This is a genomic window from Acinetobacter sp. Root1280, assembly GCF_001425285.1.
GTDB lineage: Bacteria > Pseudomonadota > Gammaproteobacteria > Pseudomonadales > Moraxellaceae > Acinetobacter > Acinetobacter guillouiae.
Map to the genome: position 1 here is coordinate 25312 of NZ_LMED01000008.1, position 16038 is coordinate 41349.

Here is a 16038-nt window from a genome sequence, read left to right on the forward strand (position 1 = left end):
AGGTTTATCATAGCGGCAGTTAAACTTGTGGATGACGCTATGAAAATTGTTGCAGATGAAAATCTAGCATTTACTGAATATTTCTTTTCAGAATTCGGAACCATTCATCAAGCAGCAGGACGCAATTTGACTCATCATGATGTGAATGATGCAGATGCGTTATTGGTACGCTCTATAACAAAAGTCAATGAACAATTGATCCAAGATACAGCACTAAAATTTGTTGGTAGTGCAACCATAGGTACAGATCATCTAGATATTCCAGCATTAGAAAAGCATCAAATTGCATGGTCAAATGCAGCAGGTTGCAATGCACAAGCCGTTGCAGAATATGTGATTACGGCTTTACTGCATCTCAATCAAGATTTTCTAGATTTAGGGAAAAAGTTTACTTTAGGCATTATTGGTCTAGGCAATGTGGGAACACGATTAGCATATATGGCTCAGTTGTTGGGCTGGAATGTAATTGGCTATGATCCCTTGGTACAACGAGAAAATGTTCAGCAAGTTGAATTTGACGCTTTATTAAAGAAAGCCGATGCGATCAGCATACATGTGCCTTTAACCCAAACAGGGCCGTTTGCAACACATCATTTAATCAATGCTGATGCATTGGCGCTAATGCAGCCAGAGACCATTTTAATTAATTCAGCGCGTGGTGCTGTTGTTGAAGAAGCAGCATTAATGGCAGATATCTTAAAAACACGTCGTAAAGTGGTGTTGGATGTTTTTGAACATGAGCCTGAGATTTCACAACGTCTACTGGATTTAATTACAATCGTGACGCCACATATTGCGGGTTACAGTCTCGAAGGTAAAGCACGCGGTACTCAGATGATTTATGATGCATTTTGTAAAACATTTGCCTATACCGCACATAAGAAATTTGAATCACAATTACCGGCATGTGAACAATATTTTTATGGCAATAACATTAAACAAACGCTGAAAAAATACTTAACTGAAATTTACAATATTCAGCGAGATGATGAAAATTTAAGAGATTGCTTAAAGGATGGCAAGGTGGATCAAAAAGCTTTTGATTACCTTCGTAAAACTTATCCTTTGCGCCGTGAATGGGCTGCTCATGGAGGGCCAAAAGCATGAGCATAGATTTTAAACCGACTTGTGATATTCAGGCGCTTAAAGCACGAGCAAAACTCTATAGACAAATTCGCCAATTTTTTATTGAGCGTGATGTTTTAGAGGTTGAAACTCCGATCTTGTCTCAAGCGGGTGTAACTGATGTCCATCTGGCTTCTGTACAGGCTCAGCGTCATGTACATGGCAAAAAACAAACGCATTATTTACAAACTTCACCAGAGTTTGCCATGAAGCGTTTATTGGCGAGTGGCAGTGGTGCGATTTATCAAATTTGTAAAGTTTTTCGAGATGATGAACATGGGCGTAAGCACAATAGTGAATTTACCATGTTGGAATGGTATCGTCCGCAATTCAGCTTGAAAGATTTGATGCTAGAAGTCACTGATTTATTAAATGTGGTTTTGGCTGAACGTTTTGGTGAAGTTCGACCAACCGTACTCAGTTATAAACATGCATTTATCGATCGTTTGGATTTGAATCCACTGCAAGCAACATTGCAACAATTAAAAGATGTGGCACACCGTGTAGGGCTCAATCTTGATTTGGGTGATGATCGTTTAGCCTATATTGATTTGTTATTTTCTCATATGGTTGAGCCAAGTTTAGGTTTTGATACGCCGGTATTTTTAACTGATTTCCCCCCAGAATTGGCCTCGTTGGCAAAGACCAAACTGGATGAGGACGGTGAGTTAGTTGCTGCACGTTTTGAGCTCTATATTGAAGGGTTAGAACTTGCCAATGCCTATGATGAGTTAATTGATGCTGAGGTTTTGCGTAGTCGTTTTCAAGCAGATAATACTGAGCGTGAAAAGCTGGGTTTACATGTGATGCCAATCGATGAATATTTGCTCGCTGCTTTACCGAATATGTTAGATTGTGCGGGTATTGCTTTGGGAATTGATCGTTTGTTAATGGTGGTGATGAACCAAATGAAGTTGGAAAAGGTGATTACATTTCCTGCGGATGCCTCTTAAACAAAATTTCACCTATTGTGCTTTTGAATGGATAATAGGTGAATATGATGAATTAAAATACTCGTTATACGAGGAACAATAAAAATATGAATGATATTGAGTTTTTATATCAATCCTTGAATGAAAGAAGACGTCCAGAAGATATCGCTGAAATCATCAGAAAAATTGTTGGATCTAATTTCAATTCGCATGAGCGTCAAATATTAGAAAAGGCAGCACAGTTTGCATTAGTGCGTAGAAGTATTGCTTATACTTCGATGTCTGAGGATTTTAGAAGTGTCGTTGGAGCACAAAAGCAAGTTAATACTGCAAATACACTTTTTCATTTTCAAGCAACTGCTGAATTGGACTACTGTAAAACAGAAAATATTCAATCGCTTCTACAGCATATAGAATCAGTTTTATTTAAAAAGATCCAGCATAATGATTTTGCCAAAGATAGACTAAATAAAAATGAGCGTGATAATTTACAACTACAATTATCAAAGCGGCAATATAACAAAAGATGGCGTTTAGCAAAACGGATAGAAAAAAAGCAACAAACAATTCAGAAAGAACAGCAAAAACTGGAATATGAAAAAATTGCAAAACATGGTTTCGCTCATAATATTGGCCATGAGAGTTTTACTCAAGATATCAATACAGCATGTTTTATTGCGTATTATACTGCTCGATGTAACTTACGTAGTGTTTTTACCAATGCATCACAAGAACAGCCATTTGATGAAATTTGTGAGATGCTTTTAAATCGATGCAAAAAAAGTCAAACAACGAATTGGTGGGCTATCGCACAGCTTTATATTACGCCAGAAGTCTTAAAAAAATTATCGGAAATTCAAAAAGGGAATTTATTAGGAAAATGGACAAGTGTTTTGGAAAATATTGCTGATTTTTTACAAGAACTTTGGCGAAGCAATAATATTGACAGACAAACCATGATCGTAAAAAAGGGAAATGATTCTTCGACTTGGAATCACGCAGCAGGTGCTTGGAATAAAGCACGTGATCAGTGGATGCAGTTGATTTATGCAATTGGTTTAGAAGCAATATTGGATGATATCTGTTTTGGTAAAGTGTTACGTTTAATGGCAGCTGATGTTGCTGCATGGCATTTTAAGTCAGGTGGACAACTTGATCCAAATACACTTGTTTGGTCTCAATTGCCTCTACCTTGGGAAGTTTTACAAGGGCAAGTGGTTTGTACAAAAAGCAAAGTAATTAATCAATGTTTAGCAGTGAACTTAGACCCTGAAAAATCTGGTTGGATTGCACCAAAATTACATGGTATTGTGCAATTTAAACCTACTCCAGAGTTAGTTCATGGAGTAGCGGTTAGTAATCCATTTTTAGCAAGTATTTTGAAAAGGAATAAATTTTTTTCTTGTAAATGATAGGTTAGTTCAGTGGTAGAACGTTCGGCTCTCGGACCGAATGGACGCAGGTTCGAGCCCTGCACCTATCGCCCTTTTTCGATAAATTCATAATCAAGTGGTAAATATTAATTCTTTCAAATTTTTATGGTTGCAAATTAGAATCAAAAAAGCCTCTCATTGCTGAGAGGCTTTTTTTATACTGTATGATGATGATGACCTAACTCATGCTTTAAATCAGCAATCGCTTCAATACGTTTTTGAATCAACATTTCACCGATATCAGGACCTTGAATATCTGAGGGTAAATCCGATGCTTTAATCGTGCGTACAGTTTTCATTGCATCTAATAGGTAATGCGCTTGTGGGTATTCGCGATTTTCTAAGCCTAAACGGCCTTTAGCATCACATTCACAGGCTTGCGCAAAAGCTTCGACCCGCTCAGGACGACGTAGCACATCTAAACGCTGTAACAAACGCCATAAGGTGCCTGCTTTTAAGGTAAAAGCCTGATGACATTTTAAATGTTCTTTACATACTGCTAGAGCAAGCTGTTTCGTTTGAGTGGGTACACGTAAACGATCACATACATCTGTGACAGGCTGAATCCCACGTTCTTCATGCATGATATGACGAGGTAATTCATCTTTTGGTGTTAAAGCTTTGCCCAAGTCATGTACCAATACTGCAAAACGAACATCTAAAGAATAATTGGCTTTACATGCTTGCTGTAAAGACATCAGTGTATGAATACCGCAATCAATCTCAGGATGATATTCAGGTCGTTGTGGAACGCCAAACAGGGCATCTATTTCAGGAAAGAGCACTTTTAATGCACCACACTCACGTAACACTTCAAAGTAAACATCGGCATGACGTTCCATTAAAGCACGAGAGGTTTCTTTCCAAACACGTTCAGGTGTCAGTGCTTCTAACTCACCAGATTCAGCCAGTTGACGCATCAATGCAAGTGTTTCATCGGCAATACGAAAACCATATTGTGCATAACGAGCAGCAAAACGAGCCACACGCAGTACGCGTAAAGGATCTTCTGCAAAAGCGTCTGAAACGTGACGTAGGATTTTATGCGCTAAATCATCTTGTCCATGATAGGGATCATACACTTGACCTGCTTCATCCATTGCGATGGCATTGATGGTTAAGTCACGACGAATTAAATCCTCTTCTAAGGTGACATCTGGATCGGTAAAAAACTCAAATCCATGATAACCGTGTCCCGATTTACGCTCAGTACGGGCTAGGGCATATTCTTCTTTTGTTTGGGGATGTAAAAACACAGGGAAATCTTTCCCAACGGGTTGATAACCTTGGGCAAGAAGTTGCTCTGGCGTGGCGCCAACAACAACATAATCCTTTTCGTGATAGGGATGACCGAGTAAATGATCTCTAACGGCACCGCCTACTAAATAAACTTGCATGAAAAAACCTCTATTCTTAATGCCATCATGCAACAGAATAGAGGTTTTCTCAAGTACAGAACTTGAGTGATTGACTAAAGTTCTGCGGTATTGATGTTAAATTGACTTCAAGCTTAGCCTTCAGCTTGTTGAATCTCTGCAACGGTTAAAGCTGTCATATTAACTAAACGACGTGTTGTCGCTGTAGGTGTTAAAATATGCACAGGTTTAGCAGCACCAAGCAAGATAGGACCAATAGTCACATTATTGCCTGACGTTGATTTTAACAAGTTGAATGAAATATTTGCCGCATCAAGATTTGGCATAATCAACAAGTTCGCTGAACCTTTGAAGCGTGAATTTGGGAATGCAAAATGACGAATATTTTCATCAAGTGCAGCATCCGCATGCATTTCGCCATCTACTTCTAATTCAGGTGCGATTTCAGTCAAGATTTCAAATACTTTACGCATTTTTTGTGCACTTGGATCATTTTGATCTGAACCAAAGCTAGAATGCGAAAGTAATGCAACTTTCGGCGTCATACCGAAACGACGAACTTCTTCAGCAGCTAAAATAGTCATTTCAGCAAGCTGTTCAGCAGTCGGGTTGGTATTTACATATGTATCTGCCATAAAGATATTGCGATCTTCAAGCATCAATGCATTAAGCGTAAAGAAGTTATTACGACCTTCTTTTAAACCAATCACATTTCTTACAAAGTCTAAATGGATATCATAACTTGCATAAGTACCGCATAGCATACCATCTGCAAGACCATGACGAACCAACATTGCTGCGATCAAGGTAGAACGACGACGTGTTTCACGTTGTGCATACTCAGGCGTTACACCTTTACGTTGCATCAAGTTGTAATAGTCATCTGCAAACTTATCGTAATCAGGATTCTTTTCTTGATCTACGATGGTAATATTTACACCGTGTTCAAGACGCAAACCTAATTTTTTGATATTTGCTTCAATGACTGCAGTACGACCGACCAAAATAGGTTGTGCCAAACCTTCATCAACTGCGATTTGAATCGCACGCAATACACGAAGATCTTCACCTTCCGCATAAGCAATACGTTTAGGCGCTGTTTTCGCTTGTGCAAAAATTGGTTTCATCATCAATGCTGAATTATAAACAAATTCAGATAGACGTTGACGATAAGCCGAGAAATCCGCAATTGGGCGACTTGCAACACCTGAATCCATTGCAGCTTGTGCAACAGCAGGAGCAATTTCAAGAATTAAGCGTTGATCAAGTGGACGTGGAATTAAGTAATCACGACCAAATGATGCAGATTTTTCACCATAAGATGCGGCATCCGCTTCAACATGTGCCATACGTGCAATTGCATGTACACAAGCAATTTTCATTTCTTCATTAATCGTCGTAGCGCCAACATCTAGCGCACCACGGAAGATATAAGGGAAGCAAAGCGCGTTGTTTACTTGGTTCGGATAATCTGAACGACCAGTTGCCATGATTACATCTGGACGTACTTCATGCGCATGTTCAGGTAAAATCTCTGGATCTGGGTTTGCCAATGCAAAGATGATTGGATCAGCCGCCATAACTTTAACCATTTCTTTGGTTAAAATGCCTGCCGCAGAAAGGCCAAGGAACATATCGGCATCTGCAATCACATCTGCAAGTTGAGTACCCTCAATATCTTGCACATAACGTTTTTTAGACTCATCCAAGCCTTCACGTTTAGTGGTCAATAAACCACGTGAGTCAGCAACCACGATATTTTCTTTTTTAGCACCAATTGCACACAACAAGTCTAAACAAGAAAGTGCCGCAGCACCTGCACCTGAAGCAACAATTTTGATTTCGTCAATTTTTTTGCCATTCAATTGCAAAGCATTGAGAAGGGCTGAACCTACGATAATTGAGGTACCGTGTTGGTCATCATGGAACACAGGGATTTTCATGCGTTCACGAAGCTTTTGCTCAATATAAAAACACTCTGGTGCTTTAATATCTTCGAGGTTAATACCACCAAAAGTAGGTTCTAAAGCCGCAACGATATCCACAATTTTGTCAGGATCATTTTCAGCAATTTCAATATCAAAAACGTCTACACCAGCAAACTTTTTAAATAATACGCCTTTGCCTTCCATTACAGGCTTAGATGCTAATGGACCAATATTACCTAGACCTAAAACGGCTGTACCATTACTGACCACTGCAACCAAGTTGCCACGAGCAGTATAAAGCGCTGCTTTTGAAGGGTCTTTTTCAATTTCTAAACAAGGCGCTGCCACACCTGGTGAGTAAGCAAGCGCAAGGTCATGTTGATTGACAAGTTGCTTACTTGGCGTAACGCTAATTTTTCCTGGTGTTGGAAATTCGTGATAGTAAAGGGCTTGCTGTTTTAAAGATTGATCATCCATCTGAATCTCGATTATTACATGTTCCAGCGAGGCTGGTGGTTTGACTAAATTTCATCGAATATAACATTTGTTGAGCGATACCGACAGTCAAAAAATAGTTATTTCAAACAAAGTAATAGATATAAAGTCTAAAAAAATTAACAAATCTTTATAAGTTTATGCTGTTCCAAATATTTTGTGCTGTCCGCAGATGACAATGCTTTGGAAAAGTAAAAGCCTTGTAAAATATAACAACCGTGTTTTTGTAAAAATAACGCTTGCTCTTTAGTTTCAACGCCTTCAGCCACTAAGGTAATGCCGATTGCATTGCCCATAGCAATAATCGCATTGACGATTGCTTCGTCTTTTTCTTGTCCAATTTTTGAAATAAAAGCACGATCTATTTTTAAGATATCAAAAGGGTAACTGGTTAGATAAGCTAAAGATGAGTAGCCTGTTCCAAAATCATCCAAAGAAATAGAAATATGGCGATCTTTTAATTGTTGTAGGAGAAAATTAACTTCTTCTGACTTATCAAACAAAGAAGATTCAGTCAGTTCCAGTTCAAGCATATCACCTGAAATATTATATTTTTTAAGGGCATAATCGATATCTTTAACCAACTGTCCGCGGTAAATTTGTTGTGCCACAATATTGATCGATACCCTAAAATGATCAAAACCAAGGGATTGCCACTGCTGTATTTGCTTACAGGTTTCATGCAATACAATTAAACCAATATCTGAAATGAGGCTGGTTTCTTCGGCAAGCGGGATAAAAATGTCTGGCAAGATATAACCCAAAGTTGGATGTTGCCAGCGGACTAATGCTTCAAAACCATAAATACGTTGAGTTTTAACACAGATTTTAGGTTGATAATGTACGGTCAGTTCTTTGTGTTTTATGGCTTTTCTTAATTCGTTTTCTAAGTTGATCCCTTGATTGAGCAACGGAGTTTTTTTGTTTGAATAAAAATATACGGTGTTTCCGCCTAAACGTTTGGCTTCGTGTAATGCTGATTCTGCATGACCATTGAGACTGTCGAGCTGTAAGCCATGCTCTGGATATAGCGCAACGCCAATAGAAATGGTGATGGTTTGTTCTTGTTCTTTAACATCAAAAGGTTGTTTAAACGCATCTAAAATATGTTGTGTATGTTGATGAATATTGATGTTATTACTGCTTAAATTATAGATCACTGCAAAATCATCATTATTTAAGTAAGCTATCAAAGAGGCATTTGGACAACATAATCTTAATCTGTGAGCGACTTGTTTTAATAATTCATCACCTTCTTTATGGCTCATAAATTCATTGAATAATTTAAAACGGTCAATGTTGATACGTAAAACCGCAAAATTTTTAAATGAATCAGAATAGTGAATTAAATAATTATGCAGTTGTTGTTTGAAATAAAAGCGATTTGGCAAATCGGTCAGGATGTCATAATGTTCTAAATACGAGAGTCGTTGTTCTTGTTTTTTACGATCAGTTAAATCGGTAATAATGCCGACATAGTTGGAAAATTTATTTTTTTCATCATAAATTGCATTGATGTGTACCCAGAGTGCAAGTTTTTTCCCAGAGGTAAAATCAATCTGTAATTCAGACTCAAATTCTCCCTTTTGAATTAAACTTTGGGTAATCACATTATACATCTGTTGGGTACGAGAATTATTATTGATCGTAATATCAAATAGATGATTTCCAACGATATTGTGTTGTTTATAATCTAAGAGCTTTTCAAAATAAGGGTTCACTTCTAAGTAGCATAAATTATTATCTAAAATGAAAACACCTTCAGCTACTTGTGCTAATACATTTGCTGCGAGTTTTAGCTTTTCTTGGTCAGTCTTTTCTTTTTGAATGTCACGTTGGATACCCACCATTCTGAGCGGTTTGTTATTGGTATTCTTAGAAACCACTTTGCCAATGTCTTGAATCCAGCACCATTGACCATCTCGTTTAACACGGTAGATTGCCTCAAAGCGCTCAGTTTTGCCTTTGAGATGTTGTTTCAGTATGGTTTTATAATTGACAATATCATCAGGATGAACATATTCATCTACGCTATTGTGTTTTAGATTGAGTTGTTTGAATTCTGCACCGCTTTTTGAGTCGGAAATTTCAAAAGTTCTTTTTTCAATATTCCAGACCCAAGAATGAATACCCGCGGTTTCATGGGCAAAAGCTAAGTTGGCCTGATGATTTTCTAAACGGTCATTCATCTGTTTAAAATCGAAAATTCGTTCTTTTACTTTTTGTTCTAATAAATGATTATGTAACTGCAATTCACTTTTCATGACCTGTGTTTTTGAGATTTCATTTTTGAGTTGTATTTCTAAGCCTTTATAGTTTGCAAGTTGTTCTTGTGATTGCTTAAATAAAAACTTATTTTTCAGGTCTAATATTTCAGAATTAATATAAATTTTATGTGAAGCATAAGTGCTAAAGAATAATAAAGAGAACCAAACAATGAAAATAGTGCTATAGATTTCGTTGGTATTTTGAGGAAAAAGCAGGGGGAGCGTGAGCACCGGAATTGCAGAAGGCACAAATAAAGCAATAAAATAGCTAAATCTTTGATTGAGAAAATTCATTGCTAAAACATATGAAAAACTCAGTAAAAAGCTAGATAACAGAAATGAAAAAAATGGGTCAACCACATTTGGCATCATCATAAATTCTAAATTGATGATATAAACGCCAATCCCCAATAAGCTTCCTAAGATCAAACAAGAAAACTGAAAAAAAAGATCAAGATGTTTAAATTCTTGGACTTTATTTTGCTGTAAAAGATAGGTAGAAGAAAAAAATCCCGATAATATAAATAAAATAGTCAGAATAAACCAACCACTTAATAATTCAGAAGAAGTATTAAATAAGTAAATATAGATTAAAGCGTCACAGATACACGTAAAAAATACCCAGATAAAAAATATCCGGATATCTTTGGTTATCTTTCTGATGTTCGACGAATTCACATCATATGAAAGAAGCTCTTCCTGAACATCATTCATTAGCGCTTGCACCTCTGCTATTTTTAGAATGTGTAGGTTTAACGGAGCAACTATTTAAAATTTGCTAATTAATAGTTTCTTTGGAATTAAAATACTGTGAAATCATCCAATTTGCAATTATTTTACATGACATACATCACTTTTTAAAGCTTTGATAATTCAAAATTGATAAAGCAACTACAGGGGCTGTTTCAGTTCTTAAAATACGATCACCGATGCACCAATTTTTAAATCCATATTGGTTGGCCTGATCAATTTCAGCTTCATTTAAGCCACCTTCAGGGCCAATCAAAAGGGCAATATCAGGGCTTATATCTTTCAGTACATCTGTCTGCTCTTTTTCAGGCGCAAGGACAAATTTGCTCTGCGGTAATACAGTTTTGATCCATTCGTTTAGGCTTAGAGGCGCTAAAATTTGTGGAACAAGATTCATACCACATTGTTCACAAGCTGCGATCGCTATAGCTTGCCAATGATCTAATTTCTTTTGATCTCGATCATATTTTAAACGCATTTCACAGCGTTCTGATGTGAGCAATTGAATCTGAGATACGCCCAATTCCACAGCTTTTTGAATCGCATAATCCATACGATCGCCCTTACTCAGGACTTGTCCAAGTAGGGCTGTAAAAGCAGGGGTGCGGTTATCTGGATTAAATGAATTGACTAAAACAGAAGCAGATTTTTTAGCGACCGCTGTTAAAGTCACTTCATATTCACCCCCTTGTCCATTGAACAAGGTGGCTTTTTCACCCACTTGTGCACGCAATACTTTGACCCAATGATGAAATACTGTTTCAGTGAGTTCAACCGTAGTTTCGACAGCTAAATCAGTTTCAATATAAAAACGGGGCATGCAGTATTACTCACAAGTTGATGATGCAATTTTGATTTAAGCTAAACCGAGATCAAGTACCAATTGGCGGTTTGGCTCAGTATGATTCATGCTATAGAAATGCAAACTTGGTGCACCTCCTGCAATAAGGCGTTCACACAGTTTGATCACAACTTCATGTCCAAAGGCTTTGATACTTGCAGTGTCATCACCATAGGTTGCAAGTTGCTTACGAATCCAGCGCGGAATTTCTGCACCTGTCCCATCTGCAAAGCGGATTAAATTGCTTGCATTGGTAATTGGCATAATTCCTGGCGCAACAGGAATATCAATTCCTTCTTTTTGGATACGCTCTACAAAATAGAAATAGGCATCTGGATTAAAGAAAAATTGAGTGATGGCTGCATTTGCACCTGCTTTGACTTTTTCTGCAAAGTGCTTAATGTCTGCATCAAAGTTGTCAGCTTGTGGATGCATTTCAGGATATGCCGCAACTTCAATTTTAAAATGATCACCTGAGTGTTCACGAATAAAACGGACCAAATCAGTCGCATAAGGCAGTTCACCTAGGCCGACTTGACCTGAAGGTAAATCACCTCGAAGTGCAACAATACGATCAATCCCTTGAGCTTTATAGATATCGAGTAATTCAGCAATACGTACTTTGTCATCACCAATACATGAAAGGTGAGGGGCAACAGGTGTGCCTTTACCATTAAAGTCAGCAATTGCGGCCAGTGTACGTTCACGAGTAGAACCACCAGCCCCATAAGTAATCGAGAAAAACTCTGGATTTAAAAGCTGTAATTCTTGATGAACAAGCTTAAGTTTTTCCGCCCCTGCATCAGTTTTGGTCGGGAAAAACTCAAACGAAATTGGAACACGTTTGGTCATGGTTAAATCCTTTTTTATTCATACTTTTTTAATTTGTTTTAGCCTCTCCGAGGTCCTTTCCTAAAAGGAGAGGACCTTGCCTTTATATTCATTAATACGTTAATGAATATTGCTTTCTCCCTAAGAGAGAAAGCTAGGGAGAGGGGATTAAAACTTAGTACTTATAAGCCTCAGATTTAAATGGACCTTCAACTGCAACGCCCAAGTAATCTGCTTGAACTTGAGTCAATTGTGTCAATACACCACCAAAACCAGCAACCATTGCAGCAGCAACTTCTTCATCTAATTTCTTAGGAATCAGTTCAACACGGATCTGTGCTGCTTTTTGATCTTCTGGAAGATCAGCAAATTTCTCTGCGAATAAGTGCATTTGACCTAATACTTGGTTCGCAAAAGAACCATCCATCACGCGTGAAGGGTGACCTGTTGCATTACCAAGGTTAACCAAACGACCTTCTGAAAGAAGAATCAGGTAATCATTTTCATTTTCTGTACGATACACTTGGTGTACTTGAGGCTTAACTTCAACCCACTTGTAACCACGTAAATAGTTTGTATCGATTTCAGTATCAAAGTGTCCGATATTACACACCACTGAACCTGCTTTTAATGTATCTAACATTGCAGAATCACATACGTGGTAGTTACCAGTTGTTGTTACGATCAAATCAGTATTTTGAAGAAGGTCTAGGTTAATGTCTTCTTTTTTACCTGTTTGTACACCATTTTTATATGGAGAAACAACTTCATAACCGTCCATACATGCTTGCATTGCACAGATTGGGTCAATTTCAGTTACACGTACAATCATACCTTCTTGGCGAAGTGATTGAGCAGAACCTTTACCAACATCACCATAACCAATTACTAGCGCACGACGACCAGATAACAACATATCTGTACCGCGTTTGATTGCATCATTTAATGAATGACGGCAGCCATATTTATTGTCGTTTTTAGATTTTGTGATTGAATCATTCACGTTAATTGCAGGAACTTTTAAAGTACCATCACGGAACATTTCGTTTAGGCGTTGAACACCCGTAGTCGTTTCTTCTGTAATACCATGAATTTTAGCAATAAGTTCAGGATATTTTTCATGAACAACAGCAGTTAAATCACCACCATCATCAAGAATCATGTTGGCATCCCAAGGTGTACCATTAACATTGATTTGTTGTTCAAGACACCACATGTATTCTTCTTCAGTTTCACCTTTCCAAGCGAATACTGGAACACCAGATGCTGCAATTGCTGCTGCTGCATGGTCTTGAGTTGAGAAGATGTTACATGAAGTCCAACGTACTTCTGCGCCTAATTCAACCAGTGTTTCAATTAAAACAGCAGTTTGAATGGTCATATGAATACAACCAAGAATTTTTGCGCCAGCAAGAGGTTTTGCTGCTGAATAACGTTTACGTAAGCCCATCAACGCTGGCATTTCTGCTTCAGCAAGTTTGATTTCTTTACGACCGTAGTCAGCGAGGGAAATATCTGCAACTTTATAATCTGTAAATGAAGCATTAACCGCGTTCATCACGATCTCCTTTATATTAAAAAAATATTGATCATTCAGTTCGCGGATGCCGTTGTTGATCAGCACGAAGGTCTGACCGAATCGTCGAGCCTAGCGATTTCACATTTATGTGCCTGTGAAAAAGTCGCAGCATCCCTCGACTGGCGACTATTGTACCTAGATTTTAATAGAGTTCAAATGTAGTTGGTTAATATTCAACTAAAAGATAGAATTGTTTTTGAATCGCTAAGCTATGCAAAAATATGATCAGTATTTATTGATATATAAACAGAAATAAAATCAAGATGATGCGTTTAAGCGTTTGCCAAGTGCTAGAGCTATGCAACGATGATTACAGTATTTGTGATTATGATGCGTGCTTTGCTTTTTCTATATCTGGTTTTTGGGGTTTAAAAAGTGAATATCGGGAACATTAAATTTATGGATATTGTAAAAATAATAGATCAGCATAGCTTTGCATTGCGACAAGCCATTGAGCAGGCTTCTCTTGAACAGCGGAAAAGTTTGGTGAAAGCTGTTTTTGCTTTTTTTGAAAAATTACCAACGTTTCAATCTGCTATTGAACAAAATTATCAAATTAAAATTGATAAAAAACAATTGTTTCAGGATATTGATCAAGAAAATTTAATTGATTATCAAAAGCAAATTCGACAATCAAATGCTTTAGTAGATGAATATGCCGATGATTATGAGGAATTAGCGGCCATTGAAGTGATTTCTTTGGATGCCTTTTTCTTGATGGTATTAAATCAAAACAAAAGCCAGCATTTAGTGGCTTTGTTTAATGCGATGATTGAAGTATTGGATTATTATGAGAATTTTTCAGAAAACTCAATCTATTGGAATGAAGTTTTAGAAAAAGAAATTCTTTTACAAGAACAGATTATCAAACAGATTGCTACACATATTATTTTTGATGAATCCATTTATTGTGTGCATTATCAAACAATAGAATTTCCTGATTTGGATTAAAGAGAATGAAAAAAATCGTATTGATCACATCGATTCTGACAGCGACATCAGCTTTCGCCAATGATTCTACAGGTTATGTGGGAACAGGGGGAATTGAGTACCTTAAAAATAAAAATATTGCCATGCAACGTGAAGACTTATTTATTAGTAAAAAATTAATTAAGGTCGATTATCAATTTAAAAACCTCAGTAATCAGGATATTACTGAAACTGTTTTGTTCCCTTTACCACGAGTTGATAATACTTTTGAATCCGATTTTGCCCACACTGAGGATTTATTAAAAAGTTTTAAAATTCAGGTTAATGGAAAAGCGGTTCAACCGACAATGCATGTGCAGACATTTATACAAAGAGATGAAAAGTCTAAAGCGATTGATGTCACTGAGTTATTTAAACAATGTGGTTTTTCACAAACTGAAATGTTAAATCCTTGGAATCGCAAAAGTGATGAATATGGGGTATTTGAAAAGAAACTAAAAAGCTGCTCAAATCCTAAAGTAAAAAGCATTTTGCCTAAAAATCCAGATGAAGTCATCAACTGGTCATCACAAGTGGTTTATAGCTGGAAGCAAACTTTTAAAGCCAATTCAATTACACAGGTAAAACATCAATATAAACCTTTAGTGGGTGGTTCGGTTGCATTATATCCAGATGAATATAATCAACAATTTTGTATGGACAGTAATTTTAAGAAAGGCTTGAAAAAAGCACAGTCGGAACATTCGCCTTTTAATGCACTGAGTTATATCTTGACTACTGGGGCAAATTGGGCGAAACCGATTGAAAACTTTAAATTGACCATTGAACGTGATCCGGGAGAGTTGGTATCGTTTTGTTGGAAAGGTAAAGTCAATAAAATTAACTCGACACAATTCCAAATGGTTGAGAAAAACTTTGTACCTAAACAAGATTTAGATGTAATTTTTGTGCATTTACGTAATTAAATAAGTGAATCAAATTTAAGCCCATTTTATATGGGCTTAAATTTATAAATTATACTGAGGTGTCTTCAGCTGACTTGGCTTTTTCAGCCCAAAAATCAGCTTTTTCTTCATCAACCTCAACGCCCATCCCGTGTTCATAAATACAAACAAGATCACGCATGGCTTGAACTTCACCCAGTTTTGCTGCTTGCTCAACCAGCTCTACTGATTTCACCAGATCTTTTTCAACCACATCGCCACGACGATAGAAATTGGATAACTCTAAAATCGCAGCAGGATGCTGATGTTTGGCCGCTTGCTCTAACCAGCGGTGGGCATGTTCAAAATAAGCCTTGGCTTCTTTAGGATCTTCTTCAAGGATATCTTTTGCATAATAAGCATAGCCTTCACCTAACCAATACATGGCTTCAACATGGCCTAATTGTGCTGCTTTGAGTGCCCATTCTTCTGCAAGTTGATTGTTATCTTCATCTTCACTTTGCATATATATTTCAGCAAGTTCAAATTGTGCAGCGGGATTGCCCATTGCCGCACGATTGAGTAATTCTGAAGGGATTGAAAGTGGTTTAGACATAAAAATACCAAT

12 protein-coding genes and 1 tRNA gene are annotated in these 16038 nt (G+C 37.3%); 6 read left to right on the forward strand and 7 right to left on the reverse strand.

Annotation, left to right across the window (positions count from 1 at the left end; all coding sequences use genetic code 11):
* The first annotated feature begins 39 nt into the window (after positions 1-39).
* The 4 genes from ASC84_RS08320 (at position 40) to ASC84_RS08335 (ending at position 3540) form a co-directional block, all read left to right on the forward strand.
* Positions 40-1107 (forward strand): 4-phosphoerythronate dehydrogenase, encoded by a 1068-nt coding sequence (locus ASC84_RS08320; RefSeq protein ID WP_056513564.1) that lies wholly within the window; start codon positions 40-42, stop codon positions 1105-1107.
* On the forward strand, positions 1104-2078 hold the full coding sequence (epmA, locus tag ASC84_RS08325) for an EF-P lysine aminoacylase EpmA (RefSeq protein ID WP_056513567.1): 975 nt from the start codon (positions 1104-1106) through the stop codon (positions 2076-2078). The genes ASC84_RS08320 and epmA overlap by 4 nt, the downstream gene beginning before the upstream one ends.
* Positions 2079-2164: 86 nt before the next feature.
* On the forward strand, positions 2165-3469 hold the full coding sequence (locus ASC84_RS08330) for a hypothetical protein (protein ID WP_056513570.1): 1305 nt from the start codon (positions 2165-2167) through the stop codon (positions 3467-3469).
* Positions 3468-3540: transfer RNA gene (locus ASC84_RS08335), tRNA-Glu, on the forward strand. Before ASC84_RS08330 ends, ASC84_RS08335 begins: the two co-directional genes overlap by 2 nt.
* 105 nt (positions 3541-3645) lie before the next feature.
* Here ASC84_RS08335 and ASC84_RS08340 read toward each other — a convergent pair.
* The 6 genes from ASC84_RS08340 to ahcY all read right to left on the reverse strand — a co-directional run bounded on the left by ASC84_RS08340 (position 3646) and on the right by ahcY (position 13536).
* Positions 3646-4887 (reverse strand): multifunctional CCA addition/repair protein, encoded by a 1242-nt coding sequence (locus tag ASC84_RS08340; RefSeq protein WP_056513573.1) that lies wholly within the window; start codon positions 4885-4887, stop codon positions 3646-3648.
* Between the two features lie 113 nt (positions 4888-5000).
* Complete coding sequence (locus ASC84_RS08345) at positions 5001-7271, reverse strand: NADP-dependent malic enzyme (protein ID WP_004717035.1); 2271 nt, start codon at positions 7269-7271, stop codon at positions 5001-5003.
* 137 nt (positions 7272-7408) lie between these two features.
* On the reverse strand, positions 7409-10270 hold the full coding sequence (locus tag ASC84_RS08350; protein ID WP_056513576.1) for an EAL domain-containing protein: 2862 nt from the start codon (positions 10268-10270) through the stop codon (positions 7409-7411).
* Positions 10271-10406: 136 nt separating this feature from the next.
* The gene (locus tag ASC84_RS08355; RefSeq protein ID WP_056513579.1) at positions 10407-11126 is read right to left on the reverse strand and encodes a 16S rRNA (uracil(1498)-N(3))-methyltransferase; all 720 of its coding nucleotides are present in this window, start codon (positions 11124-11126) and stop codon (positions 10407-10409) included.
* 36 nt (positions 11127-11162) lie between these two features.
* Positions 11163-11999, reverse strand: coding sequence for a methylenetetrahydrofolate reductase [NAD(P)H] (metF, locus tag ASC84_RS08360; protein ID WP_056513582.1), 837 nt, complete (start codon positions 11997-11999; stop codon positions 11163-11165).
* Positions 12000-12153: 154 nt separating this feature from the next.
* Positions 12154-13536: an adenosylhomocysteinase gene (gene ahcY / locus ASC84_RS08365; RefSeq protein WP_004717024.1), complete on the reverse strand. Its 1383-nt coding sequence runs from the start codon at positions 13534-13536 to the stop codon at positions 12154-12156.
* Between the two features lie 420 nt (positions 13537-13956).
* Between ahcY and ASC84_RS08370 the strand changes: the two genes are divergently transcribed.
* Positions 13957-14508: a hypothetical protein gene (locus tag ASC84_RS08370; RefSeq protein WP_056513585.1), complete on the forward strand. Its 552-nt coding sequence runs from the start codon at positions 13957-13959 to the stop codon at positions 14506-14508.
* Positions 14509-14513: 5 nt separating this feature from the next.
* Entirely contained in the window at positions 14514-15452 is a 939-nt protein-coding gene (locus ASC84_RS08375) for a DUF4424 family protein (protein ID WP_056513588.1), read from the forward strand.
* Between the two features lie 49 nt (positions 15453-15501).
* Here ASC84_RS08375 and ASC84_RS08380 read toward each other — a convergent pair whose 3' ends face one another.
* On the reverse strand, positions 15502-16026 hold the full coding sequence (locus tag ASC84_RS08380; protein WP_056513590.1) for a tetratricopeptide repeat protein: 525 nt from the start codon (positions 16024-16026) through the stop codon (positions 15502-15504).
* Between the last annotated feature and the right edge of the window lie 12 nt (positions 16027-16038).